The 26,525-nt window shown below is 63.6% G+C and carries 23 protein-coding genes; 20 read left to right on the top strand and 3 right to left on the bottom strand.

Features of this window, described 5'->3' with window-relative positions; all coding sequences use genetic code 11:
* Positions 1-280: 280 nt before the first annotated feature.
* The 6 genes from EJ069_RS28585 (at position 281) to EJ069_RS28610 (ending at position 5,643) form a co-directional block, all read left to right on the top strand.
* Positions 281-811 carry a DUF1465 family protein gene (locus EJ069_RS28585; protein WP_042645727.1) on the top strand — a complete coding sequence of 177 codons (531 nt, stop codon included), beginning with the start codon at positions 281-283 and terminating at the stop codon, positions 809-811.
* Between the two features lie 279 nt (positions 812-1,090).
* Entirely contained in the window at positions 1,091-2,155 is a 1,065-nt protein-coding gene (locus EJ069_RS28590; RefSeq protein ID WP_126063992.1) for a glycosyltransferase family 2 protein, read from the top strand.
* Positions 2,156-2,384: 229 nt separating this feature from the next.
* Entirely contained in the window at positions 2,385-2,894 is a 510-nt protein-coding gene (gene ruvC / locus EJ069_RS28595) for a crossover junction endodeoxyribonuclease RuvC (RefSeq protein WP_126063993.1), read from the top strand.
* Between the two features lie 10 nt (positions 2,895-2,904).
* Positions 2,905-3,525 carry a Holliday junction branch migration protein RuvA gene (gene ruvA, locus EJ069_RS28600; RefSeq protein WP_126063994.1) on the top strand — a complete coding sequence of 207 codons (621 nt, stop codon included), beginning with the start codon at positions 2,905-2,907 and terminating at the stop codon, positions 3,523-3,525.
* Positions 3,526-3,568: 43 nt separating this feature from the next.
* A complete protein-coding gene (gene ruvB, locus EJ069_RS28605; protein ID WP_126063995.1) occupies positions 3,569-4,606 on the top strand; it encodes a Holliday junction branch migration DNA helicase RuvB in 1,038 nt (345 codons plus the stop codon).
* Positions 4,607-4,740: 134 nt separating this feature from the next.
* The gene (locus EJ069_RS28610) at positions 4,741-5,643 is read left to right on the top strand and encodes a metallophosphoesterase (protein ID WP_126063996.1); all 903 of its coding nucleotides are present in this window, start codon (positions 4,741-4,743) and stop codon (positions 5,641-5,643) included.
* A 382-nt stretch (positions 5,644-6,025) separates the two neighbouring features.
* On the opposite strand, the gene EJ069_RS28615 is transcribed toward EJ069_RS28610, so the two are convergent.
* Entirely contained in the window at positions 6,026-7,273 is a 1,248-nt protein-coding gene (locus EJ069_RS28615; RefSeq protein WP_126063997.1) for a cellulase family glycosylhydrolase, read from the bottom strand.
* A gap of 52 nt (positions 7,274-7,325) precedes the next feature.
* On the opposite strand from EJ069_RS28615, the gene ybgC reads away from it, so the two are divergent.
* The 9 genes from ybgC (at position 7,326) to ftsH (ending at position 17,483) form a co-directional block, all read left to right on the top strand.
* Positions 7,326-7,796, top strand: a complete 471-nt coding sequence (gene ybgC / locus EJ069_RS28620; protein WP_126063998.1) for a tol-pal system-associated acyl-CoA thioesterase — start codon at positions 7,326-7,328, stop codon at positions 7,794-7,796.
* Positions 7,797-8,203: 407 nt separating this feature from the next.
* Entirely contained in the window at positions 8,204-8,914 is a 711-nt protein-coding gene (tolQ, locus tag EJ069_RS28625; protein WP_126063999.1) for a protein TolQ, read from the top strand.
* A gap of 9 nt (positions 8,915-8,923) precedes the next feature.
* Positions 8,924-9,385, top strand: coding sequence for a protein TolR (gene tolR / locus EJ069_RS28630; RefSeq protein WP_126064000.1), 462 nt, complete (start codon positions 8,924-8,926; stop codon positions 9,383-9,385).
* Positions 9,386-9,392: 7 nt separating this feature from the next.
* Entirely contained in the window at positions 9,393-10,544 is a 1,152-nt protein-coding gene (locus EJ069_RS28635) for a TonB family protein (RefSeq protein ID WP_126064001.1), read from the top strand.
* Positions 10,545-10,584: 40 nt separating this feature from the next.
* Complete coding sequence (gene tolB / locus EJ069_RS28640; protein WP_126064002.1) at positions 10,585-11,898, top strand: Tol-Pal system beta propeller repeat protein TolB; 1,314 nt, start codon at positions 10,585-10,587, stop codon at positions 11,896-11,898.
* 270 nt (positions 11,899-12,168) lie between these two features.
* Positions 12,169-12,675: a peptidoglycan-associated lipoprotein Pal gene (pal, locus tag EJ069_RS28645; protein ID WP_042645746.1), complete on the top strand. Its 507-nt coding sequence runs from the start codon at positions 12,169-12,171 to the stop codon at positions 12,673-12,675.
* A 220-nt stretch (positions 12,676-12,895) separates the two neighbouring features.
* Positions 12,896-14,056, top strand: coding sequence for a tol-pal system protein YbgF (gene ybgF / locus EJ069_RS28650; protein ID WP_126064003.1), 1,161 nt, complete (start codon positions 12,896-12,898; stop codon positions 14,054-14,056).
* The gene (gene tilS, locus EJ069_RS28655) at positions 14,050-15,444 is read left to right on the top strand and encodes a tRNA lysidine(34) synthetase TilS (protein ID WP_245456348.1); all 1,395 of its coding nucleotides are present in this window, start codon (positions 14,050-14,052) and stop codon (positions 15,442-15,444) included. The genes ybgF and tilS overlap by 7 nt, the downstream gene beginning before the upstream one ends.
* A 104-nt stretch (positions 15,445-15,548) precedes the next feature.
* Positions 15,549-17,483 carry an ATP-dependent zinc metalloprotease FtsH gene (gene ftsH / locus EJ069_RS28660; protein ID WP_042645749.1) on the top strand — a complete coding sequence of 645 codons (1,935 nt, stop codon included), beginning with the start codon at positions 15,549-15,551 and terminating at the stop codon, positions 17,481-17,483.
* A 528-nt stretch (positions 17,484-18,011) separates the two neighbouring features.
* On the opposite strand, the gene EJ069_RS28665 is transcribed toward ftsH, so the two are convergent.
* Positions 18,012-18,464: a hypothetical protein gene (locus EJ069_RS28665; RefSeq protein ID WP_126064004.1), complete on the bottom strand. Its 453-nt coding sequence runs from the start codon at positions 18,462-18,464 to the stop codon at positions 18,012-18,014.
* A gap of 237 nt (positions 18,465-18,701) precedes the next feature.
* Positions 18,702-19,580, bottom strand: coding sequence for a hypothetical protein (locus tag EJ069_RS28670; protein ID WP_126064005.1), 879 nt, complete (start codon positions 19,578-19,580; stop codon positions 18,702-18,704).
* A 358-nt stretch (positions 19,581-19,938) separates the two neighbouring features.
* On the opposite strand from EJ069_RS28670, the gene glmM reads away from it, so the two are divergent.
* The 5 genes from glmM (at position 19,939) to serA (ending at position 26,445) form a co-directional block, all read left to right on the top strand.
* On the top strand, positions 19,939-21,291 hold the full coding sequence (gene glmM, locus EJ069_RS28675) for a phosphoglucosamine mutase (protein ID WP_126064006.1): 1,353 nt from the start codon (positions 19,939-19,941) through the stop codon (positions 21,289-21,291).
* Between the two features lie 217 nt (positions 21,292-21,508).
* A complete protein-coding gene (locus EJ069_RS28680) occupies positions 21,509-22,321 on the top strand; it encodes an outer membrane protein (RefSeq protein ID WP_126064007.1) in 813 nt (270 codons plus the stop codon).
* A 205-nt stretch (positions 22,322-22,526) separates the two neighbouring features.
* Positions 22,527-23,405 (top strand): outer membrane beta-barrel protein, encoded by an 879-nt coding sequence (locus EJ069_RS28685; RefSeq protein ID WP_126064008.1) that lies wholly within the window; start codon positions 22,527-22,529, stop codon positions 23,403-23,405.
* Positions 23,406-23,601: 196 nt separating this feature from the next.
* Entirely contained in the window at positions 23,602-24,777 is a 1,176-nt protein-coding gene (locus EJ069_RS28690) for a phosphoserine transaminase (protein WP_126064009.1), read from the top strand.
* Positions 24,778-24,843: 66 nt separating this feature from the next.
* Complete coding sequence (gene serA, locus EJ069_RS28695; protein ID WP_126064010.1) at positions 24,844-26,445, top strand: phosphoglycerate dehydrogenase; 1,602 nt, start codon at positions 24,844-24,846, stop codon at positions 26,443-26,445.
* The last annotated feature ends 80 nt before the right edge of the window (positions 26,446-26,525 follow it).

The following is a 26,525-nucleotide window of genomic DNA, read 5'->3' on the forward strand; positions in this document are numbered from 1 at the left end:
AGGCGTTTACTATGCGCATCCAGTTTTGCTGGATTCTTACCGAGTGGTTGGAGCCACTTTGTTTGACGCCTCCCTGTTAAACTCCTGAGAGCCGCCTTATCCGCGGCTCTTTTTTTGTCGGCAGGCGGCCGGCTCCAAAGCAGCCGGCGTTAACCGTTTGTTAAACATGCGCTTGCCTTCATGGGCATCGAAGCGCATTTTCAAGCCTCAGTCATTTAAGGGTGCTGGCCACGTCGGCAAGGATAGTCGAATCGGCTGGCGGCAGTGCAGGGGCGTATCGATGAACGAGCCTTCGAAGGGCAGCGCGAAAACCATCAAACTGGCGGAGCGCCGGGTTTTCTCCCAATCCTTCAAGCCGCTCTACCAGGAAGGCATGGGGCTGGTCGAGCAGGCCGCCGAGTATCTCGATGGCAAGGGCAGGCTCGAGGCCAAGAAATTGTCGCGCACGGCCGCGACCCTCTATGCGGCGGAATCGATGCGGCTGACCACAAGGCTGATGCAGGTCGCCTCCTGGCTTTTGCTGCAGCGCGCGGCGAATTCCGGCGAAATGACGCGCGACCAGGTGGCCTCGGAGAAATCCAAGGTGCGGCTGGATACCGCGTCGGCGCATGACGAGGCGCTTGGCTGGAACGAGCTGCCGAAGGAATTTCTCGATCTGGTGACGCGCTCGCTGCGCCTGCAGGCGCTGGTACGGCGCATGGATGAGGAAATCTATGGCGGTGTCGTGGCCGAGACGCACGCGCCCAGTCGCCGGGCCAATCCGGTTTCCGACCAGATCAGCCTTTTGAACACGGCGTTCGCGCGCGGCTGACACAGCGTTTGCAACAAACGCTGAGATAGCGCCGGCGGCTTCCCCCATCGAGCCGTGATCAGCGCAATCAAGCGCCTCTGGCCTTCAGCCGCTTTTCGATATTGCGGCAGCAGCCTTCGGCGCGTTGAAGGCCGTGCTAGCCTTCGCGGGAAGAAATACCCTTGCCTGGAAGCGATAGGCCCCTAGTTGGAGCCGTTCGCCGCAGCCGGGTCGACCCGAGCCGGATTTGCAAGAAAATCACCGTCACTGTGACCAAAGCAGATTGCGAGGCTTGATCCCGTGCATTCGCCATTGGACCGCATTCCGGTATCGATCATCATCCCCAACTACAATTACGAACAGTTTCTCGGGCGCGCCATCGACAGCGCGTTGGAGCAGGACCACCGAAATGTCGAGGTCGTGGTCGTCGACGACGCTTCGACCGATGCGTCGGTGGCCGTCATCGAATCCTATGGCGACAAGATCCGCCCGTGCCTGAGGCGCAGGAATGGCGGGCATGGCGCAGCATTCAACACCGGATTCGAGGCGAGCACCGGGGAGATCATCCTTTTCCTGGACGCCGACGATTATCTCTATCCGAACGCGGTCTCCGAGATCCTGGACGAGTGGGATACGGATGTCGCCCAGGCGCAATTCCGGCTGCATCTGGTTGATGAGGACCAGGAGATCAAGGATGTCTTTCCCCCTCCCGAACAGCCGTTCGATTCAGGCGACGTCGTGCCGGAATTGTTGCGCAAGGGGCGCTACCGTACGACGGTGACAAGCGGGCTGGCGTTCGACCGCGAGGCGCTGGAACCGATAATGCCCATGCCTGAAAGCGATTTCCGGCAAGGCGCCGATGGCTATCTGGCGACACTGGCGCCGCTTCACGGAGAAGTGAAATCCATCGACACCTGCCTTGGCGCCTACCGCATCCACGGCTCCAACCATTCGGTCTTCGCCGAAAAGCTTGCCGAGCGGGCGCGCTGGCGCATGCAGCATGACTTCCGGCGCCTCGAAGCCCTGTCCGGCCGGGCGGCCGAGATCGGCTTGACCATGCCGCCGGATGCCGGCCTTCGCGATCCGGTTCATCTGGAAGAACGGCTGGCCTCGCTCTGCGTCGACGAGCCCCAGCATCCGGTTGCGACCGACTCCCGGCTGGGGCTGGCAAGAGCGGGCGCCGCCGCCAGCCTGGAAATGAACGCATCCTGGCGGCGGCGGGCTGCCCTGGCGGCCTGGTTCCTGTGCATCGGAATCCTGCCGCGGCGCATGGGCAATGCGGTGCTGGCATGGAAGCTGGTCGCGTCGTCCCGGCCGGCGGTCCTCACGCGGCTGTCGAAAACCATCCGTCGCGTGACGAACTAGGTTCTAAAGCGCGTCGCGATCCTTCGGATTCGCTCCATGCGCTTTAGTCTTTCATTTTACGCATGTCTTTATCCCGAAACCGGTTCCCACTTTCGGGAGACATGCTTTAAGCAGGCAGGCCGCCATCGGCCGCTCAACGGGATTTTCGGACGCGATCTTGGGATCGCGACCGTTTCCGGTTTGTTCACATTTCGCTGGCATCGCTTGCCGCCGAGGTTAAACTTGGCGCATGGGGGAAGCGATTCGCATCATCGGCATCGATCCGGGCCTGAGGCGCACCGGGTGGGGCATCATCGATAGCCGCGGCAATTCGCTGCGCTTCGTCGCGTCCGGCACCGTGCGCTCGGATGACAAGGCGCCGCTCGCGACGCGGCTCTGCCAATTGCATGACGGGCTGGCCGAGGTGCTGCATCAGGCGATGCCGCATGAGGCCGCGGTCGAACAGACCTTCGTCAACAAGGATGCGACGGCGACGCTGAAACTCGGCCAGGCGCGCGGCATCGCCATGCTGGTGCCGGCGCGCGCCGGGCTGTTGGTCGCCGAATACGCGCCCAATGCGGTCAAGAAGGCGGTGATCGGCGTCGGTCATGGCGAGAAGAAGCAGATCCATATGATGGTGAAGGTGCTGATGCCGAAGGCGGTCTTCGACACCGACGACGCCGCCGACGCGCTTGCCATCGCCATCTGCCATGCGCATCACCGCCCGAGTGTCGCCTATCGGATGGCGGTTGCGGGGTGAGGGGAAAATCATGATCGGCAAGCTGAAAGGCACGCTGGACGAGATCGACGAGGATAGCTGCGTCGTCGACGTGCATGGCGTCGGCTATGTCGCCCATTGCTCGACGCGCACGCTTGCCGCGCTGCCGTCGCCCGGCGAGGCAGTGGTGCTTTTCATCGAGACCTATGTGCGCGAGGACATGATCCGGCTCTACGGCTTTCAGACGGGGCTGGAGCGCGAGTGGTTCCGGCTTTTGATGAACAATGTGCAGGGCGTCGGCGCCAAGGTGGCGTTGGCGGTGCTGTCGACGCTGGCGCCGGCCGACCTCGCCAATGCGATCGCGCTGCGCGATATCGCCATGGTTTCCCGCGCGCCCGGCGTGGGCAAGAAGGTGGCCGAGCGCATCGTCACCGAATTGCGCACCAAGGCCCCGGCCTATGCTGGCGCGGCGACCGGCACGATCGGCCTCAAGCAGGAACTCGGCGAAGGCGTCGCTGCCGCGCCGATCACGGATGCAGTCTCGGCGCTCGTCAATCTCGGCTATTCGCGCGACATAGCGGCGAACGCGGTCGCGGCGGCGCTGAAATCGGCCGGCGAGGGAGCGGATGCCTCGAAGTTGATCCGCTTCGGCCTGAAGGAACTGGCGCGGTGATGCAGCGCTTGTCCCGCCACCGGTCCTATGCCAGGAAAGCGGCATGAGCCTTTCGCCCCGCCTCATTGCCCCCGACAAGCGCGGCGAGGATGCCGACCAGACGCTGCGGCCGCAGTCGCTTGACGAGTTCGTCGGCCAGGCGGCGGTGCGCGCCAATCTCAAGGTCTTCGTCGATGCCGCCAAGGCTCGCGGCGAGGCGCTCGATCATGTGCTGTTCGTCGGGCCGCCTGGGCTTGGCAAGACGACGCTGGCGCAGATCATGGCGCGCGAGCTCGGCGTCAACTTCCGCTCCACCTCCGGCCCGGTCATCGCCAAGGCCGGCGACCTTGCCGCGCTGCTCACCAATCTCGAGGAGCGCGACGTCCTCTTCATCGATGAGATCCATCGCCTCAACCCGGCGGTCGAGGAGATCCTCTATCCGGCGATGGAGGATTTTCAGCTCGACCTGATCATCGGCGAGGGGCCGGCGGCGCGCTCGGTCAAGATCGACCTTGCCCGTTTCACCTTGGTCGCGGCGACAACCCGGCTCGGGCTCTTGACCAATCCGCTGCGCGACCGGTTCGGCATTCCGGTGCGGCTCAATTTCTACACGGTCGAGGAGCTGGAGCAGATCGTGCGCCGCGGCGCCCGGATACTCTCGATGCCACTCGGCGACGACGGGGCGGTGGAGATCGCGCGTCGCGCACGCGGCACGCCGCGCATCGCCGGCCGGCTGCTGCGCCGGGTGCGCGATTTCGCCAGCGTCGCGGGCGCTGCGCATGTCGACCGCAAGATCGCCGACGAGGCGCTGACCAGGCTGGAGGTCGACGCGCTCGGCCTCGACGCGCTCGACCGCCGCTATCTGTCGATGATCGCACGCAATTTCGGCGGCGGGCCGGTCGGCATCGAGACGATCGCGGCGGGGCTCTCCGAGCCGCGCGACGCGATCGAGGACATCATCGAGCCCTATCTCATCCAGCAGGGCTTCATCCAGCGCACGCCGCGCGGGCGCGTGCTGACCGCCAATGCCTGGCGGCATCTGGGGCTCGACCCGCCAAAGGATATCGCCCAGCAGCAGATCAGCCTGTTCCAGGAAGAGTAACGCAGATTTGTTCGCCGCTCGGCCAAGCAAGGGGCCGATCTGCGCAGAATCTGCGCGCCTTGGCCCAGCTGAGGGCGCAATTGCCGCCTTTAAGGCAGCTTCCTGACAAAATCCCAACGGGCTTGGGCCGTTCCATGATCACCAGACGCGGTTTCCTGCGCCTTGTCGGCGGCTCGGCCTTGGCCATGGTGTCGCTCGGCGCCTATGCGGTCGGCATCGAGCCGATGCTGCTCACCCATGTAAAGCGCTACGCGCTGACGCCGCCGCATTGGCCGGCCGGCCTCAAGCTGCGGGTCGTGGCGCTGGCCGACATCCATGCCTGCCGGCCCTGGATGACGCCGGAGCGGATCGCGGCGCTGGCCGAGCAGGCCAATGCGCTGCAGCCGGACGTCATCGTCATGCTTGGCGACTACCCTGCGGGAACCCGCATGGTGACCGGCTGGGTGAACGCATCCGAATGGGCGCCGGCGCTCTCCGGGCTGAAGGCGCCGCTCGGCGTGTTCTCGATCCTCGGCAATCACGACTGGTGGGAGGACCGCTCGGCACAGGCGGCTGGGGCAGGGCCGACAATTTCCCGCAAGGCGCTGGAGGCGGTCGGCATACCGGTGCTGGAGAACGATGTCGTGCGCCTGGAAAAGGACGGCAAAGGCTTCTGGATTGCCGGGCTGGCCGACCAGATTGCGCTCTTGCCGGACAGAACAAAGGGTCGCGAGGGGCTTACCGGCCTCGACGATCTTCCCGGCACTCTGGCCAAGGTCGGCGACAGCGATCCCATCATCCTGCTTGCGCATGAGCCGGACATCTTTCCAAAGGTGCCGTGGCGGGTATCGCTGACGCTGTCCGGTCACACACATGGCGGACAGGTGCGGCTGTTCGGCTATTCGCCGGTCGTGCCTTCCGCCTATGGCAATCGCTACGCCTATGGCCATGTCGTCGAGAACGACCGCAACCTGATCGTCTCGGGCGGTCTTGGCTTCAGCATCGCCCCGCTGCGTTTCGGGGTGCGGCCGGAGATATTGCAGATCGATTTAGGATAGCTCCCCAGCACAGAGATTTTGACCGGCCGGCTCAGTTTGCGTCGGCAGGTTGCATGCCTTGGAGATTGGCCGAAACGCCCATCGCGATCGTCATTCCAGGGCGGAGCAGGAGCGAAGCTCCGTCGCGAAGACCCTGGAATCCATGCCGTTACCTTCGCCAAGGCGTGCAACGGAGCGAATCCAGCACCGTGGCGGCGCTTTCAAGTCACGGCATGGATTCTATGGTCTGCGCCGCGTCGCTTCGCTCCTTGCTCCGCCATAGAATGACGAGGTTGGGACGGCCTCGACCAATCTCCAGCGTTTGCGCTGATTTCACGGACATGAATGGAAAAGGCAACCTTTCAGACTTCTTTTGTCGAGGAACTGGTTTGCCTCCAACGCCCTACCGAAGTGACCTGATCGCATCCATCACATCCGGCTCCGCCTTCTCACCGTCGAAGGCATCGACGGCGCCGAAGGCGCCGCCATAGCTCCACACCGACCAGGAGAACCCATGCGCCTCGGCGCGGGCGATCATGTCGCGCACATAGGCGGTGCGGTACGCGGCCGGCATGACGAAGCCGTTGCCGTATTCCTTGCGGATCATGCCGAATTCGCCGAGCGTGATATCCTGCGGCTTGACGCCGTTGGCCTTCGCCCAGGCGTCGACCGTCCTGAACGGCGCATCCATGACGGCGGCCAGCTTTTCGGGACTGTCCATCGCTGCCACCTGTTCGTCGAGATAGGCGAGCATGCCGCTCTGCCGCGCCCAGGGCGCCTCGGCCCTGATCCGATCGCGGATCGTGTCCAGCGTCACGTCCAATTGCGGCTTGGGAACGGCTGTGAGCGGATAGGGCAGGCCGGTGACGTATTGGATGAAATCGCCGGCCCAGGTCGCGCCCTGGTGTGTCAGAAGGAACGGATCGTAGGAATGGAAGGTCCAGATGATGTTGTCGTCGGGGATCGTCCCGGGGTCGATCCTGGCCAGGGACTCCGCGTTTGAATAGCAGCCGCCGGTCAGGATCAGCGTGAGCCTGGTTGCGGAAGCTCGCGCGGCTGCGAACAGCTTTTTCTGGCGGTCGGGCCAAAGGTTGGTGCCGTTCGCGTCGCAGTCGACGATCGGCTCGTTCATCAGTTCCAGCGCGACCTGCTTCGGATCTTCCCGGGCCAGCGTTTTTGCCATGTTGCGCACGACCTCGGCATAGGCATCGAAGACGGCCGGGTCGTCCATCACCTCGCCCATGCCGATGTTGCGGTTGCCGCCTGCGGGGATCAGATGCAGGTCGACGATCACCTTCAGGCCGGCGCGGTTGATCATGCGCGCCGACTCGAGCACGCTGGCATAGAGGTCGTCGCGAAGCGCCGCGGTCCGATCCGAGAGAAAGGGCGAGGGATCGACCGGCATGCGCAGGAAATCGAGACCGGCATCCTTGAGCGCCTTGAGGTCGTCCTGCTTGAGGAATTTGCGCCACTCCGGATAAGGCAGGATCGCCCGGCGATCGCTCCATTTGTCCTCGGTGGGCCATGTGACCCATTGATCGAGATTGAGGCCGCGTTTCATCGAGAACGTCGCTGCCCCGGCCGGCGCCAGCGCGGCGAGCGCAAGCAGCGCCGCCATCAAGCTCTTGATCATCATGCCCAACAGTGCCATCCCGTTCCCGCGCGAAAACACCTGCCTGTTCAGGTCAGAAAAGGAAAGCGCGATGGACGATCATGGTGAATCGGCGGCGCTCAGTGCCGGGCTTTCCGGCGCGCTGACGGATTTCGGCCACCGGCTGATGGCGAGGGTCTATTATGCCGACACCGATTTCTCCGGCGTCGTCTACCATGCGCGCTATCTCGAGTTCCTCGAGCGCGGCCGCTCCGACTATCTGCGGCTGACCGGCGTCCACCACACCGAGCTGCTGGACGGCAAGCATGGCGAGCGCATCGTCTGGGTGGTGCGGCGCATGGAGATCGACTTCCGCTCGCCGGCGCGCATGGACGACATCCTGACCATCGACACACGCACCGACGGTATCTCCGGCGCGCGCATCGTCATGGGCCAACAACTGAAGCGCGGCGGCGACGTGCTGGTCGAGGCGAAGGTCGAAGCGGCGATCGTCGGCGAAAGCGGGCGCCCGAAACGCTTCCCGAAGGAGTGGATTGCGGCTTTTATGCCCCGGGTACGCTGATATTCAGGTGATGCCGGCCTGCGAATGATGGCTTCCTGCGCTTCCGGTGCTCACGCGTACTTCAAGTACGCTCCGCTCCGGTTCTCGGAAGCCATCGTTCTCGGCTCGGCCTGACCTGAATCTCAGCATACCCTTGCGGCGGCGCTTGTTGCTTGGTCGCCTGCCAAGCGCGGCAATGCGCCGCGCCTGACATCCTAACCCATCCTTAACCATAACGGTTCATGAAGGAATTGGCGAAGATTGGCGCAATTCGTGCGCCTTCCTTTCACCAATATTTGCCTCGAAAAGGCCGCGAAACGGTGCATTCGGGGCGTGTCCCGCAAGCTTCACGCTTCGCGCGATCGGACCAAAGGGATGCCCATGGGCCAGCCGCCAGCGATGCCCGGAAAATCTTAAGGACTTAAGTGATGGAAAATATCGCACTCGCCGATCCGGCAGCGCATTTGTCGATCTGGGCCCTGTTCATGCAGGCCGGCTGGGTGGTCAAGCTGGTGATGATCGGCCTGCTTTGCGCCTCGATCTGGACCTGGGCGATCATCATCGACAAGCTCGTCGCCTATAGCCGCATGCGCCTCGCCCTCAATCGCTTCGAGCAGGTCTTCTGGTCCGGGCAGTCGCTCGAAGACCTCTACCGCACGCTGGCCGACCGCAAGACCACCGGCATGGGCGCGATCTTCGTCGCCGCCATGCGCGAATGGAAGAAGAGCTTCGAAAAGGGCGCGAAGTCGCCGCTGGCGCTGCAGACCCGCATCGACAAGGCGATGGACCTGGCGCTGACGCGCGAGATGGAAAGGCTGGAGGGACGCCTCGGATTCCTCGCCACCACCGGCTCTGCCGCCCCCTTCATCGGCCTGTTCGGCACCGTCATCGGCATCATGACGTCGTTCCAGGCGATCGCCGCGTCGAAGAACACCAGCCTTTCGGTGGTGGCGCCCGGCATCGCGGAGGCGCTGCTGGCGACCGCGATCGGCCTGCTCGCGGCCATTCCGGCGGTTATCGCCTACAACAAGCTGTCATCGGACGCGAACAAGATCGGCATGCGCATGGAAGGGTTCGCGGACGAGTTCTCCGCCATACTCTCGCGCCAAATCGATGAAAAAGTAGCGCAGAAGGCCTGAGGAACGATCATGGGGATATCTGCTGCTGGCGCAAGTGGATCTGGGCGAGGCGGACGCGGTCACAGGCGCCGTGGCCGTCACCATGGCCTGATGTCCGAAATCAACGTCACGCCGATGGTCGACGTGATGCTGGTGCTCCTGATCATCTTCATGGTCGCGGCGCCGCTGCTGACCGTTGGGGTTCCGATCGATCTGCCGGACACGCAGGCCAAGGCGATGAATGTCGATACGCAGCCGATCACCGTCTCGATCGACGCCGCCGGCAAGATTTTCCTGCAGGAAACCGAGATCCCGATCGAGGAACTGGTGGCCAAGCTGCAGGCGATTTCCAAGACCGGCTATGACGAGCGCATCTTCATCCGCGGCGACAAGTCGACCGACTACGGCACGGCGATGAAGGTCATGGCCCGCATTTCAGCGGCCGGCTACAAGAATATCGGCCTGGTCTCGCTGCAGGAACAGGATCAGTAGACGCCAGATGCGGACCGGTCTCACCTCATCGGTGATCTTGCATGCGGTGGCGCTGGCCTTCGGGCTGTTCACGCTGTCCTCGCCACCGGCCATGCCGGCCAGCGACGTGGAATCGGTGGCCGTCGATATCGTGCCGATGGAGGCCATCGCCCAGACCCTGCAGGGCGACAAGAAGGCGGTCATGCATGACAAGCCGGCGCCCGTTCCGACGAAGCGGCCGGATGTCGTTCCCAATGCCCAGAAGGTCGGCGAGAACACTGTCGACACCGATAAGCCGGTGACGGACGAAGCCAAGCCGAAGCCGGTCGAGAAGACGGCGGCGCCGCCGCCTGCGCCGACGCCGACCGAAAAGCCTGCGGTCGAGGACGTGCCGAAGCCGCAGGAGAAGCCGAAGCCGACGCCCGCGACGGAAGTCGCGCCGACACCGACGCCGAAGGAAGAGGTCAAGCCCGAGCCGGTCAAGCAGACGGAGCCGAAGCCGACGCCGGCGAAGGAAGCGCCGACGCCCGACAAGACCGCGGCCATCCAGAAGGAAGAGGTCAAGCCGGACGCGGTGGCCGAGGCGATCTCGCAGGACCAGCCGACGGATGAGGCGAAGCTGCCGGATTCAGCCCCCGCGCCGGAAGCACGGCCGAAGCCGCAGCCGCAGCCTGCCCAGGCCGAGAGCGCCAAGGCGCCTGATCGCAAGGACGCGGAAAAGCCGGTGAAGGAAGCGTCTTCCAAGAAGAAGTCGGACGAGAAGCAGTTCAACGCCGACGAGATAACCGCGCTGCTCGACAAGCAGAAGCCGTCCGGCGGCGGCGCCAAGCGCTCGACGCAGCAGGCTTCGCTGGGCGGCGAGAAGGATCAGGGCCAGAAGCTTTCCAAGTCGGAGCAAGGGGCTTTGGAGGATCAGCTCGGCGGTTGCTGGACCCTTCCGGTTGGCCTCGAGGGCTCCGAAAACTTCACCGTGGTCATCCGTTTCAACCTGAATGCCTCCGGCAAGCTCGAGGGCCGCCCGACCGTCGAGAAGTCCAGCGGCAACCCCCAGTTCGACGCCAGCGCGGTTCGCGCCGTGCAGAAATGCGATGTCGCAGGTCTGCAGGTTCCCGCCGGAAAGCAGGACATCTGGTCTGACGTTCGCGTCAACTTCGATCCAAGAGCGATGCTTGGCCTGTAGCCTGAGCACCCAAAAAAATCAGCAAGAGAAGCGAGAAGACATGAAATCCATCCTCAAGCCGCTCCTGATGGTCGCCGCGATGGCGGCAGGCATAAGTTCTGTCACCACCTTGCCCGCTCAGGCAACTCTTGAGCTGAACGTCAACAAAGGCAATGTCGAGCCGATGCCAATCGCCATCCCTGATTTCCAGGGAGGGCTTGGTCCGCAGATATCGGAGATCGTGACAGCCGACCTGAAACGGTCGGGGCTGTTCGCGCCGATCGACAAGGCCGCTTTTGTTGAAAAGATCACCAATCCGGATGCCGCGCCCCGTTATGAAGACTGGAAAGTCATCAACGCGCAGGCGCTGGTGACCGGCAGCGTCAGCAAGGAGGCGGACGGCCGCATCCGCGCCCAGTACCGGCTGTGGGATATTTTCGGCAACCAGCAACTGGCCGGAGAGCAGTTTTTCGCCAACGACGCCAATCAGCGCCGTGTCGCCCACATCATCGCCGATGCGATCTACGAGAAGATCACCGGCGAGAAAGGCTATTTCGATACACGCGTCGTCTTTGTCGACGAATCCGGCGCCAAGAACGCGCGCAAGAAGCGGCTCGCCATCATGGACCAGGACGGCGCCAATGTGCGCTATCTGTCGGACGGCCGCGCGATCGTGCTGACGCCGCGCTTCTCGCCGAACCGGCAGGAAATCACCTACATGTCCTATGAGAGCGGACAGCCGAAGGTCTATCTTTTGCAGATCGAGACTGGGCAGCGCGAGCTGGTCGGCAATTTCCCGGGCATGACGTTTGCGCCGCGCTTCTCGCCCGACGGCCAGAAGGTGATCATGAGCCTGCTGCGCGACGACGGCAATTCCAACATCTTCGCCATGGACCTGAGGAGCCGCTCGACCACGCGGCTCACCGATTCGACTGCGATCGACACCTCGCCGTCCTATTCGCCGGACGGCTCGCAGGTCGTCTTCACCTCCGACCGCGGCGGCGGCAGCGGCCGCTCGCAGATCTACGTCATGGGTGGCGACGGCTCGAATCCGCACCGCATCTCCTTTGGCGACGGCGTTTATTCGACGCCGGTCTGGTCGCCGCGCGGCGATCTGATCGCCTTCACCAAGCAGAGCGGCGGTGAATTCCAGATCGGCGTCATGAAGACCGACGGCTCGGGTGAGCGCATCCTGTCCTCCGGCTTCCAGCAGGAGGGCCCGACCTGGGCGCCGAACGGCCGCGTGCTGATGTTCTTCCGCGACTCCGGCGGCGGCCCCAAGCTGGTCTCGGTCGATCTCACCGGCCGCAACGAGCAGCCGATCCCAACCGCGAACTATGCTTCGGACCCAGCTTGGTCGCCGCTGCTTGAGTAGGAACTGAAGAACTGAGGAATTGAAGAACTGAGGAATCGAGAAAGCCCCGGCTCTCAATTCTTAGTGCCATTTTCCACGTCTTGGTCGCGTTTTGGCCGCATTTCCGCCTACGGTCCGCGCGCATTGTCGATCTTGGTAAATGCGTGGATGCGTAACGGCCGAGGACGGCGGCCGAAACCAAAAATTAACCGTGTTTCTTGAATGCCGGTTAACCCAAACGTGGTTACTGGGTGATCAACGAAATCACTCGAATGCTAAGGAGAGGGCGGCATGGGCCGTATCGCAGCACTTACCAGAAACCCGGCGATGATCGCGTTGGTGGCGGCTCTCGCCATCACCGGTTGCGCCTCGAAGAAGACGCCGAACAGCGCGGCCGATCTTGGACTCAACGGCGCCGGCGCCGCCACGCCGGGTTCCGCGCAGGACTTCACCGTCAACATCGGCGACCGCATCTTCTTCGACACCGACTCCTCGTCGATCCGCGCTGACGCGCAGACCACGCTGGCGCGCCAGGCGCAGTGGCTCAACCAGTATCGCCAGTACGCCATCGTCATCGAAGGCCATGCCGACGAGCGCGGCACGCGTGAGTACAATCTGGCCCTGGGCGCCCGCCGCGCCGCCGCCACCCGCGACTTCCTGGTTTCCAAGGGCGTCTCCGCCAGCCGCCTGAAGACCATCTCCTACGGCAAGGAGCGTCCGGTCGCGGTCTGCGACGACATCTCCTGCTGGTCGCAAAACCGCCGCGCCGTCACCACGCTGTCGGGCGCCGGTTCCTGATAACCAGGCCCGTGGCCGCCGCTTGGCGCGACGCCACAGGCGGCAAAAATACAACATCGCAAGAATCAAAGGCGGCCTCAGGGCCGCCTTTTTCATTTGCAACGGCTTGAAACAAAATTTGGCCGAAGTCTCGCGTCCTGCTATGAGCGCGAGGGCGCTGCTCCCATTGTCTGATTTTGGAAAGGCGCATCAGGCCAACACATCCACCGCGAGAGACAGAATGCACTTCAGAACGGTCCTGAGCGGCACGCTTGCGCTGCTGCTCGTATCAAGCCTCCCGAGCCTTGCCGCCTCGGCCGACAGCGCCGCGCGGGCCTCCGACAGCGGGTTCACCTTCCATCTGCCGACGCTCGGCATCTTCGGCGACAAGAAGAAGCCGGAACAGGCCCAGGTCGCGCAGGACAACAGCGGTGGCATAACGGGTCTGGAGGACCAGCTGCGTCAGCTGAACGGCAAGATCGAGGAGATGAACTTCCAGATCCTGCAGATGCAGGAACAGATCCGAAAGCAGCAGGAGGACAATGAATTCCGCTTCCAGCAGCTCGAGGGCGGTTCGCAAGGCGGCGCCAAGCCGACCGGGCAGAAGAAGTCGGAGGCCGCGCCTCAGGACGGAACCGGCGGCAATACCAACCTCGGCGATGCCGGCACCGGGGATTCCGGCACCGGCGACGCCGGCGCGGACAACAGCGTCGCGCAGGCCCCGGCGACGCAGGCGCCTGCCGACACCGGCGGGCAAAATGGCGGCGGCAAGACGGTCGGCGACGTCATCGTGGAATCGCAGACCGGCGACCCCGGCAAGCTGATCACCGGCGCGCCGCCGAAGAATTTCGGCACCATCACCGTCGACAAGAACGGCAATGTCGTCAATGCCGAGACCGACCCGCAGGCAAGCGCGCCGGCGCAGGCTCCCTCCGCCACGGCAAGCGCTCCTTCCGCCGAAACGCCTGCCAAGAAGAACAAGTCCGGCGACACGCAAGTCGCGGCCCTGCCATCGACCAACGATCCGGACGAGCTCTACCGCAATTCCTACCAGTTCATCCTGTCGGGCGACTACCCGACCGCAGAGCAGGGTTTTCGTGACCATATCTCCCGCTTCCCCAAGGACGCCAAGGCGGCGGACGCGCATTACTGGCTGGGCGAGTCGCTGCTTGGTCAGCAGAAGTACCGTGATGCGGCGGAGATCTTCCTGGCCGCCAGCAAGGACTATCCGAAGGCCAAGAAGGCGCCCGACATGCTGCTCAAGCTCGGCGTCTCGCTGGTGGGGCTGAAGCAGAACGACGTGGCCTGCGCCACCTTCAACGAGATCGGCAAGCGCTATCCGGACGTTTCCGGCACGCTCAAGGAACGCATCAAGCAGGAAAAGGCACTGGCGGCGTGCTGACGCCCGATACCAAAGCCAACCTCTCAGACCGCCTTTTCTTCGACCTGGACTTTTCGACCGGCGCCGTTGCAGCCGTGTCCGGCGGCAGCGACTCGACCGCCCTTGTCCTCCTTCTCAAAGATCACCTCGACCGGACCGCACCGGCCGCCAGGCTGCTCGCGGTGACGATCGATCATGGCTTGCGGCCGGATTCGGCCACCGAGGCGCGGCAGGTTGCCGATTTCTGCGCGGAGCGCGGCGTCGCGCATCGCATTCTCGCCTGGCGCGGCGACAAGCCCGCGAGCGGGCTGCCGGCCGCCGCGCGCGAGGCGCGCTACAGGCTGCTGGCGCAAGCAGCCGACGCCGAAGGCATCAAGCTGATCCTGACCGGCCACACCGCAGACGACCAGGCCGAGACGGTGCTGATGCGCCAGGCGCGCGACGATGACGGCCGTGGCCTTGCCGGCATGGCGCCCGCCACGCTGCATGACTGGCGCACCTGGATCGTCCGGCCGCTGCTCGGCACCAGGCGCGCTGCGTTGCGTGACATGCTGCGGCATCGCGACGTCGGCTGGATCGAGGATCCGACCAATGTGGATGCCCGCTTCGAGCGGCCGCGCATGCGCGCGGCGCTCGCGCAGGGCGAAGGCGAACGGCGCATTGCCGAGGCGCTGGCGCTGTCCGCCCAGGCGGCACGCGAGCGCCACGACATCGGTCGCCGCGCCGCCAAGCTCATCGACGCGTTCGCCAGCAGACCGGTTCCGGGTCTCATCCGCCTCGATCGCGATTTCGCCGGGCATGAGGACGGCCAAGCGGCCGTTTACGTGCTGCGCATCCTGCTGGCCACGGTTGGCGGCATGTCCTTTCTCGCCGACGAGGCGCGCTGTGCTGAGCTGCTTTCCCGCCTGCAGCTGGGATCGCTTTGCGCCACATTGTCGCGGACGGTGGTCGATGCGCGCCGTACAGGCATTTTCCTTCGCCGCGAAAGCCGCAATCTGCCCGCCCCCGCGCCGCCGGCGGACAATTGGCTTTGGGACAACCGCCGGCGCGTCATCTTGGATGACCGCTTCACTTTGAAAGACGGGCCGGGCGACTTGGTGATCGCGCCGCTTGGCCGTGCCGCCGCCAGTAAAGCGCCCTTCAGCGAGGATGTTCCACAAAGCCTTTCACGCGAGGCGCTTGCTGCGGAGCCAGCGCTATGGTCCGGCGGCAAACACCTTGATTTCGCTGGGGGCGATGCCGGCCCGCAATCGGTGTCTATCGTTCCGGCGGTTGCCCCTTTCGCGCGCTTCCTGCCTTGCTTCGACATTGAACCCGCCACCGCCGTCGCGATGCTTGTCGGAGCGCCGCCGGTGCCGGCGCCGCCATTCCATGGCCATGATGGTGGGCGAGGGTGGGCGAAAGCTTAACCGATACGTGCTGTTCTGCTTGGCAAGGGGAGGCGCTCTCCCTATGTTAGGCCCAAGCTTCTCCATCATCGCGGGCCCGCAGACGGGCTCCAACGGGACAATAGATGAATCCGAACTATCGCAACCTCGCGCTCTGGGCGATCATAGCGGTCCTGCTCATCGCCCTGTTCAATCTGTTCCAGACGCCCCAGACGCGCGGTGCAACGACGGATATTCCCTATTCGCAGTTCCTGCAGGACGTCGCCTCCGGCCGGGTCAAGAGCGTGACCATCGCGGGTGCCCGCGTCTTCGGCAACTACACGGACAACGCCAACGGCTTCCAGACTTATTCGCCGGGCGACCCGTCGCTGGTTTCCAGGCTGCAGGACAAGAACGTCACCATCACCGCCAAGCCTGAGACCGACGGCTCCAACTCGCTGTTCGGCTACCTGATTTCGTGGCTGCCGATGATCCTGATCCTCGGCGTGTGGATATTCTTCATGCGCCAGATGCAGTCCGGCTCCGGAAGAGCGATGGGCTTCGGCAAGTCGAAGGCCAAGCTTCTGACGGAGGCGCATGGCCGCGTCACCTTCCAGGATGTCGCCGGCGTCGACGAAGCCAAGGAAGACCTCGAAGAGATCGTCGAGTTCCTGCGCGATCCCCAGAAGTTCCAGCGCCTCGGCGGCAAGATCCCGCGCGGCGTGCTGCTGGTCGGCCCGCCCGGCACCGGCAAGACGCTGCTCGCGCGCTCGGTCGCCGGCGAGGCCAATGTGCCGTTCTTCACCATCTCCGGCTCGGACTTCGTCGAGATGTTCGTCGGCGTCGGCGCGAGCCGCGTGCGCGACATGTTCGACCAGGCCAAGAAGAACGCGCCCTGCATCATCTTCATCGACGAGATCGACGCGGTCGGCCGTCATCGCGGCGCCGGTCTTGGCGGCGGCAATGACGAGCGCGAGCAGACGCTGAACCAGCTGCTGGTCGAGATGGACGGCTTCGAGTCGAACGAGTCGATCATCCTGATCGCCGCCACCAACCGGCCCGACGTGTTGGACCCGGCGCTGCTGAGGCCCGGCCGCTTCGACCGCCAGGTCGTGGTGCCGAACCCCGACATCGTCGGCCGCGAGAAGATCCTCAAGGTGCATGTCCGCAACGTGCCGCTGGCGCCCAATGTCGACCTCAAGGTCATCGCGCGCGGCACGCCGGGCTTCTCCGGCGCCGACCTGATGAACCTCGTCAACGAATCCGCGCTGATGGCGGCGCGCCGCAACAAGCGGCTGGTCACCATGGCCGAGTTCGAGGACGCCAAGGACAAGATCATGATGGGCGCGGAGCGCCGTTCGTCGGCGATGACGCAGGCCGAGAAGGAGCTGACCGCCTATCATGAGGCCGGCCACGCCATCCTGGCGCTCAACGTGCCGACGGCGGACCCGCTGCACAAGGCGACCATCATCCCGCGCGGCCGCGCGCTCGGCATGGTCATGCAGCTGCCGGAAGGCGACCGCTATTCGATGAGCTACAAATACATGATCTCCAGGCTGGCGATCATGATGGGTGGCCGCGTCGCCGAGGAGTTCAAGTTCGGCAAGGAGAACATCACGTCGGGGGCCTCCTCCGACATCGAGCAGGCGACCAAGCTGGCGCGCGCCATGGTCACGCGCTGGGGCTTCTCCGACAAGCTCGGCCATGTCGCCTATGGCGACAACCAGGAAGAGGTCTTCCTCGGCCACTCGGTGGCGCGCCAGCAGAACATCTCGGAAGAGACGGCGCAGATCATCGACGCCGAGGTGCGGCGGCTGATCGACGACGCCTATTCGACCGCGAAGTCGGTGCTGACCAAGAAGAAGAAGGAATGGATCGCGCTCGCCGAAGGGCTGCTCGAATACGAGACGCTGTCGGGCGAAGAGATCAAGCAGTTGATCGCAGGGCACAAGCCCGCCCGCGACCTCGGCGACGACACCCCGCCCAGCCGGGGCTCTGCGGTGCCGAAGGCCGGCACGGGCGGCCGCCGCAAGAAGGGTCCTGAGCCCGAAGGCGGCATGGAACCGCAGCCGTCAAGCTGAGGACTGTGAATGCTCACAACGAACGCCGCGGATCAAACCGCGGCGTTTTGCTTTTTGGGCGCACCGGAGGTTTGGCTGACTTGCGCTGGTGATTGGCGAAAGCGGTGGGGCAGCCAATCTCCCTCTTTGTGGGAGAAAGGCCCGGCAGGGCAGAGGGGCGCTGTCCCGCCGGCGTATCAAAGCTTTGGTTCCTCGCCCCAACCGAAGGCGGGGGAGAGGTGGCCGCGAAGCGGACGGAGGGGGCCTTCGCAGGGCGCTTCCCTCTCCGCCTCGGCTTCGCCGAGCCACCTCTCCCCACTTTCGTGGGACGAGGAACCTTCGTCCTGTGAGCATCGAGTTCCTTCGCGCCCCCCCTCTGTCCTGCCGGACATCTCCACCACAAGGGGGGAGATTGGCCGTCACGCCGGCTTTCGCCAATCGCAAGCGTCGAAAGAAAGAAGACTCCGAAGCAGCCGATCTCTGAGCGTTTTAAAGGAGCCGAGGACGTGACTTTTGAAGCTATCCAACAAAAAGGAAGAGGCTAAGCGATCAGCTCTTCAGCTTGGCATTGCAGAGGCTGTAGTAGCCGCCGCCCTTCTGGATCCAACGAAGGCCGTTCAACGTACCCGCCTCCTTGTTGTCGTGGTAACCCTGCAGGCAGGTCTTCATCCTGGCCTTCGCGGGCTTTTCGGTCTTGAACTCGGCGGCGAGGGTGGTCGGGAATGTCACACCCGCCGGCGCCACAGTGGGGGTGACCGCCGCGCTGGTGTCTTTTTCTGCTGGCTCCGCGGTTTTGACCGAATCCGCGCTGACACTCTCCGCGGCGGACGTGGCGCATTTCTCCTTGCGGAAAGCGGCCCAGTCCATGCCGTTCAGAGTGCCGCCTTCCTTGGCTGCCTGATAGGTCTCGCCGCATTCCTTCATCGTCAGCGCGCTCGCAGGTGAGGCGCTCCAAGCGACCAGTGCCGTCACAGCCAACGCCGCCAATTTCAAATTGAACATAAGACCCTCCTGATTGATGATAAGTTAGACGTCTTTTGTATACTGTTTGTTCCCTGTATGTTCAACTGGAATTTTTGCGAGCTACCCATGAGCCTGGCGGTGGGCAGTGTGGGCAAATCGACGATGCCGGCAGTCCCGCCATATGCAGATAGAGCAAGGCCGCGGGCGTCTCCGCCTGTACAAAAAAGCCCACGCATCTTGCGATGCGCGGGCCTTTTCTCTTGAATAACTAGGCGATCAGCTCTTCAGCTTGGCATTGCAGAGGCTGTAGAAGCCGCCACCCTTCTGGATCCACTTCAGGCCGTTCAGCGTGTTGGCGTCCTTGTTGGCGTAGTACTGCTCAAGGCAGGTGTGCATGCGGCCCTTACCCGGGTTCTCGGTGGCGAATTTCGGCGAGATCGCCTTCGGGAAGCTCACGCCCTTCGGCGCTGCGACCGTCGGCTTCGCCGGCTCGCTGGTGTAGGTGGCCTCCGTCGGAGCAGGCACAGTGTCGTCGTCATCGGCGCCGGCCCCGCATTCTGCCTTGCGGAAGTCGTTCCACTTCATGCCGTTGAGCTTGTTGGCGGTCTTCGCGGCCTGGTACTTGGTGCTGCATTCCGCCATGGTCAGGCCCTTGCCGCCGGCGGCAGCCGCGGTCGAGGTTTTGGCCGGCTTGGTTTCGGCCGCGGGCGCGGTGGCAGCCGCGGCGGTTGCGCCAGGGCCGCACTCGGCCTTGCGGAAGTCATTCCACTTCATGCCGTTGAGCGTGCCGGCGGATTTTGCCGCCTGGTACTTGGCGCTGCATTCCTTGGAGCTCAGGCCCTTGGCCTCGGCGGCGGCGGCGGCCTTTGCCTTCTTGGTCGTCTTGGTGTCGGCGGCCTTCGTGTCGGTCGCAGCCTTGGTGTCGGTGGCCGCCTTGGTGTCGGTGGCCGCCTTGGTGTCGGTCGCGGCGGAAGCATCGCTGCCGCACTGCGCCTTGCGGAACTGGTTCCAGGTCTGGCCGGCAAGCGTTCCCGCATCCTTGGCCGCATTATACTTGGTGCTGCACTCGGCCATGGTCAGCGCGTTGGCCGGCGCCGCCATGAACAAGGTTGCGACGGCGAGACCCGTCAAAGCTGCAAGTCTATGAATAAGCATGGCGTTTTCTCCCTTGCTGCCGCCAATAGGTGTCCCTATGCCAAATCAATAGCTCTCAATGTCCGGTTGCGCCAGATGCATCCGGCGCGGGACCCGTCACAAAGTGTGTTGCTCCTGATAAGGTGATGAATTGCTTGCGGGTTCGCCGCCAGCCAAGGTTTCCAGGCTCCGAAAAGCCTCGCGTGGGCAGGTGTAGCGCCGCCAAGTCAAAGGTGGTGATAGGCCGTCGAACCACTTGCACCGCCTGCGACAATGTTTTTCTAAGGATTGGTAATATACAATCACGAAATTTGATGATCGGATGCGGCCCAATTGTGGCAATACGGGCCTGCTGAAAACCGACGGGGACTGTAAGGATATGGCAGGTCAGTATTTCGGCACGGACGGTATTCGCGGACGCGCCAACAAATTTCCGATGACGGCCGAGGTCGCCATGCGCGTCGGCATGGCCGCTGGGCTTTCGTTCCAGCGCGGCAATCATCGTCACCGCGTCGTGCTCGGCAAGGATACGCGGCTTTCCGGCTACATGATCGAGAACGCCATGGTTGCCGGCCTGTGCGCCGCCGGCATGGACGTCTTCCTCCTCGGCCCGATCCCGACGCCTGCCGTCGCCATGCTGGTGCGCTCGTTGCGCGCCGACATCGGCGTGATGATCTCGGCCTCGCACAACCCTTATTACGACAACGGCATCAAGCTGTTCGGTCCCGACGGCTACAAGCTCTCCGACGAGATCGAGGAGCGCATCGAAGGCATGCTCGACAAGGACATCGAGCTGGCGCTCGCCGATTCCGACGGGCTCGGCCGGGCCAAGCGCGTCGACGGCGTGCATGACCGCTATATCGAATTCGCCAAGCGCACGCTGCCCCGCTCGATGTCGCTCTCGGGTCTGCGGATCGTCGTCGATTGCGCGAACGGCGCTTCCTACAAGGTGGCGCCCGAGGCGCTGTGGGAGCTCGGCGCCGAGGTGGTGGCGATCAATGTCGAGCCGAACGGCTTCAACATCAATAAGGAGTGCGGCTCGACCCATCCGGCCGGCCTGCAGAAGAAGGTGCATGAGGTGCGCGCCGATATCGGCATCGCGCTCGACGGCGACGCCGACCGCGTGGTCATCGTCGACGAGAACGGAGCGATCGTCGACGGCGACCAGATCATGGCGCTGATCGCCGAATCCTGGCACCAGAGCGGAAGGCTGGCCGGCGGCGGCGTCGTTTCCACCGTGATGTCCAATCTCGGCCTGGAGCGCTTCCTCGGCGACATGAAGCTGCAGCTGCATCGCACCAAGGTGGGCGACCGCTATGTGGTCGAACATATGCGCGCGCATGGCTTGAATGTCGGCGGCGAGCAGTCCGGCCACATCGTGCTTTCCGATTTCTCGACCACGGGAGACGGTCTGGTCTCGGCTCTGCAGGTGCTCGCCTGCATCAAGCGGCAGAACCGCCCGGTCAGCGAATTGTCGAAGAAGTTCGAGCCGGTGCCCCAGCTTCTCAAGAACGTCCGCATCTCCGGGGGCAAGCCGCTGGAGGAAGCGCCGGTCAAGGCGGCGATCGAAGAAGGGCGCAACCGGCTCGGCACGTCCGGCCGCCTCGTCATCCGGCCATCCGGCACCGAGCCGCTGATCCGCGTCATGGCCGAGGGCGACGACCCGCAACTGGTCGAGGCGGTCGTCAACGACATCGTGGGCATCCTCCAGGAAACCCGCAGCGCCGCCTGAACCCGGTTGCCGAGCTTCAAGGTCATCGAGCCCGCCGTCAGGCGGGCTTTTTCGTCGAGGGCAGGCCTCCCGGACAACGGGGTTCCCTCTAAAATTGTATAGATTCGTGGTTAATCGGTACGGTTAAACGGCTTTTAACCTTTGCAATTCATTATCCAAACCCGAGGTCAATCATCTTCGGGCGGGTGTCGTCCCGAGGCTTCTTAGGGGTGACAGAATGTTCAAGACAGCAAGAATGGCATTGCTTGCCGTGCTGTTCGCGGGCTCGGCCGGACCGCTCTTCGCGGCCGACCTCCCCGAACCGCAGGTCGAAGAGGCGCCGCCGCCGGTCGTCGAACAGCAGCCGATCGATGTCGGCGGCTGGTATATCCGCGGCGACATCGATTATCACAAATCGGATCTCGGCAGCATTGACTATATTACATACGGGCCGCCGCCCGGCAGCAATGATTTCGATTTCGGCCATCTGAAGGGCGGCTTCTCGCTCGGCGGTGGTGTTGGCTACAAGATCAACAACTATCTCCGCACCGACCTGACCGCAGATTACTGGTTCAAGTCGAACTTCAACGGCCAGACCTCGGATCTGATTACAACGTCGACCGAAGTTTCGAAAATGAGCGCCCTGCTGCTGCTCGCCAATGTCTATGTCGACATCGGTACCTGGCACGGCATCACGCCTTATGTCGGCGCCGGCATCGGTGGTGCGCACGTCAAATGGGACACGGTCCATGATCCGAACACCACCGAGACCAATCCTGGCTCGTCCAACTGGCGCTTCGCTTACGCGCTTATGGCTGGCGCGTCCTACTGCCTGACCGACAGGGTGATCCTCGACGCCGGCTACCGCTTCACGCACATCGAGGGCGGCCGCATGTTCGAGTTTGATACGAGCAGTTCCGGGCCAGGTTTCGACCACGGCATCAACACGCACGAAGTGCGCGGCGGCCTGCGCTACCAGTTCGGCGGCAACAATGGCTGCGCGGAACCGGTCGCCTATCAGCCGGAACCGGAGCCGATCTACACCAAGTAATCGCTTCCTGAATCCTGGAACTCGAAGCCGCCCGGCGCCAGCCGGGCGGCTTTCGTTTATGCGACGCCGGTAAATATCGATCGAAATCAATTGGTAACGGGCCGTTATCCTTAACCGGCACTTAACCACTATGGTTAACAATGCTTCCTGAAACGGCAGCTCTGCTCGCGCTCGCGACTGGCGCCAACTTCAGGAGCCGGGGACCATGATATCAAAATCGCGTATCGCACTGGCGCTCGCCTCAATCGTGCTGATGCCGGCGACACAGGCTTTGTCAGCCGACTACGACCCGCCGATCTATGTCGACCAGGCGCCGGACTACCAGCCGGTCGAGGTCGGCTCGGGCTGGTACCTGCGCGGCGATGTCGGTTATGCCTTCAGCCATCCGTTTGACGAGACCAGCAACAATCCGGGCTTTTCGCACAGCCGGACGTTGTTCGATGCTAGCGTCGGCATGGGCTATCATTTCAACGATTACCTTCGTGCCGATCTGAATTTGGGAATCCTGCCGTCAAACAAGTTCGGCGACAGTGTAGACACCACCTGTAGCGGATCAACAACGACGACAGTCGTTGACAACACCTCCGGCTCGATTACGAGCCAAATCACGACTCGGCCCACCACTCAACCCTGCAAGGGCTCCAGCAACGCCCTGAACAAAGCTTATAGCCTGATGGCCAACGGCTATATCGATCTCGGCACGTATGTAGGTATCACGCCCTATATCGGCGCCGGCGCCGGCGTTGTCTATGATAAGTACGCCAGCACGATCGGCGCGAAAAATTGCGCTCCGTCGAGCAGCAGCGTCGTCGGCAACGGCACCACCACCACGACGCAATTCAATTGCGATGACCCCGCCGGCTATGACGGGCAGGTCAGTTCGAAGGCGAGCTATGACTTTGCCTATTCGCTGGCGGCCGGCCTTTCGTACCAGATGACCAGAAACGTTTCGGTCGACCTCGGCTATGAGTATCTCTCAGTTCCGAGCGCCAAATATGTCGCCTATGATAACGGGCTCTTCAACGTTCACAAGGGTGTGAACTTCCAGACCGTCAAGCTCGGACTGCGTTATGATCTTTGGTAGCGCAGACGGCAGCAAAAACCGCAGACGGCGGTTCTCTTCAGTCCCGACGTCTGCTTTTTGCGGCATTGCTTTTCGCGAGCAAATATCCCGACAGCGACAAAAACTTTGCTCTTGACGCCGAAAGGCTGAAAGCATATCGCCGTCCGTGGGCCACCCCTCCCCAACGAGGGGCCACTATCTGGAAGGATAGACCACGATGACGACGCTTACCAAGCCCGGACTCCGTCCGGCAAACCCCAATTTCTCGTCAGGTCCCTGCGCAAAACGTCCCGGCTGGTCGGCCGAGGCGCTCTCGAAGGCCGCGCTCGGACGCTCCCATCGCGCCAAGATCGGCAAGGGCAAGCTCGAGCAGGCGATCGAGCTGACGCGCGACATCCTCAAGGTTCCCGCCGGCTACCGCATCGGCATCGTGCCGGCGTCCGACACCGGCGCCGTCGAGATGGCGCTGTGGTCGCTGCTCGGCGAGCGCGGTGTCGACATGGTCGCCTGGGAAAGCTTCGGCTCCGGCTGGGTGACCGATGTCGTCAAGCAGCTCAAGCTCGCCGACGTGCGCAAGTTCGAGGCCGGCTACGGCCAGCTGCCCGACCTCAAGCAGATCGATTTCGATCGCGACGTGGTCTTCACCTGGAACGGCACGACCTCGGGCGTGCGCGTGCCGAACGGCGATTTCATTCCCGCGGACCGCAAGGGCTTGACCATCTGCGACGCGACGTCCGCCGCCTTCGCGCAAAGGCTCGACTTTGAAAAACTCGATGTCGTCACCTTCTCTTGGCAGAAGGTGCTGGGCGGCGAAGGCGCGCACGGCATGCTGATCCTGTCGCCCCGCGCCGTCGAGCGGCTGGAGACCTACAAGCCGGCCTGGCCGCTGCCGAAGATCTTCCGCCTGACCTCGGGCGGCAAGCTGATCGAGGGCATCTTCAAGGGCGAGACCATCAACACGCCGTCGATGCTGTGCGTCGAGGATTATCTCGATGCGCTGCAGTGGGCGAAGTCGATCGGCGGCCTGGAAGCGCTGATTGCCCGCGCCGACGCCAATGCCGCGGTGCTCGACCGGTTCGTTGGCAAGTCGTCGTGGCTCGGCCATCTGGCCGTCGATCCGGCAACACGCTCGAACACGTCCGTGTGCCTGTCCTTCACCGATCCGGATATTGCGGCGCTCGATGCCGACGGTCAGGCGGCCTTCGCCAAGGGCCTCGTCTCGGCGCTCGACAAGGAAGGTGTCGCCTACGACATCGGCTCCTATCGCGACGCGCCGCCCGGGCTGCGCATCTGGTGCGGCGCCACCGTCGAGACCGCCGATCTCGAAGCGCTGCTGCCCTGGCTCGACTGGGCCTTCGCCGCGCAGAAGGCGTCGCTCAAGGCGGCGGCCTGAAATCCGTGGCGGCCTGCGGGCCGCCACCATTTCCCGACACATCCAATTCCCTTCAAGGAGGCCGTGATGGCGCCCCGCGTTCTCGTTTCGGATAAACTTTCAACCACCGCCGTGCAGATCTTCAAGGATCGCGGCATCGAGGTCGACTACCTGCCCGACCTCGGCAAGGACAAGGAAAAGCTGCTCGAGGTGATCGACCAATATGACGGCCTTGCCATCCGCTCGGCGACCAAGGTCACCGAGAAGCTGATCAATGCGGCAACCAGGCTCAAGGTCGTCGGCCGCGCCGGCATCGGCGTCGACAATGTCGATATCCCGGCCGCCAGCCGCAAGGGCATCATCGTGATGAACACGCCTTTCGGCAATTCGATCACCACGGCCGAGCATGCGGTCGCCATGATCTTCGCGCTGGCGCGGCAGATCCCGGAAGCCAATGCCTCGACCCATGCGGGAAAATGGGAAAAGAACCGCTTCATGGGCGTCGAGATCACCAGCAAGACGTTAGGCGTGATCGGCTGCGGCAATATCGGCTCGATCGTCGCCACGCGCGGCGTCGGATTGAAGATGCATGTTATCGCCTTCGATCCGTTCCTGTCGGACAGCCGCGCCGAGGAGCTCGGCGTCCAGAAGGTCGAGCTCGACGAGCTCTTCGCCCGCGCCGACTTCATCACGCTGCACACGCCGCTGACCGAGAAGACGCGCAACATCATCGACGCGGCCGCGATCGCCAAGATGAAGGACGGCGTGCGCATCATCAATTGCGCGCGTGGCGGCCTGGTCGTCGAGGCCGATCTGGTCGCGGCGCTGAAGAGCGGCAAGGTGGCGGGCGCGGGCATCGACGTGTTCGAGGTCGAGCCGGCGGAGAACAACCCGCTGTTCGGCATGGAGAATGTCGTGGCGACACCGCATCTCGGCGCATCGACCACCGAGGCTCAGGAGAATGTCGCGCTGCAGGTCGCCGAGCAGATGAGCGATTATCTCATCAATGGCGCCGTCTCCAACGCCATCAACATGCCTTCGATCACCGCCGAGGAAGCGCCGAGGCTCAAGCCCTTCGTCAAGCTTGCCGAGGTGCTCGGCGCCTTCGTCGGCCAGGTCACCGAGGATCCGATCAAGGAGGTCGAGATCCTGTTCGACGGCTCGACCGCGACGATGAACACGCGCGCGCTGGTGAGCGCCGCCCTTGCCGGCCTGATCCGGCCGCAAGTCTCCGACGTCAACATGGTGTCGGCGCCGATCATGGTGAAGGAACGCGGCATCATCGTCGCCGAGGTCAAGCGCGACAAGTCGGGCGTGTTCGACGGCTATATCAAGCTGACGGTCAAGACCGAGCACATGACGCGCTCGATCGCCGGCACCTGCTTCTCCGACGGCAAGCCGCGCTTCATCCAGATTAAGGGCATCAATCTCGACGCCGAAGTCGGGCAGCACATGCTCTACACGACTAATGCCGACGCGCCCGGCATCATCGGCCTGCTCGGCACGGTGTGCGGCGAGAACGGCGTCAACATCGCCAATTTCCAGCTCGGCCGCAACCGGCCGGGCGGCGACGCGATCGCGCTGCTCTATCTCGACGCGCCCTTCCCGGAAAGGGTGCTGGAACAGGTGCGCGCGCACAAGTCGATCGACTCGGCGAAGCGACTGCGGTTCGACGTCGGCGCCGAGTGAACGTTGAAAATGAAGACGCCCCGCCTGCGCCGGCAGGCGAGGCGTTGATAGTACAGCCATCGCCAACGGCTGCTTGACGC

Source organism: Mesorhizobium sp. M2A.F.Ca.ET.043.05.1.1 (genome assembly GCF_003952445.1).
In the GTDB taxonomy this organism is placed as follows: Bacteria; Pseudomonadota; Alphaproteobacteria; order Rhizobiales; family Rhizobiaceae; genus Mesorhizobium.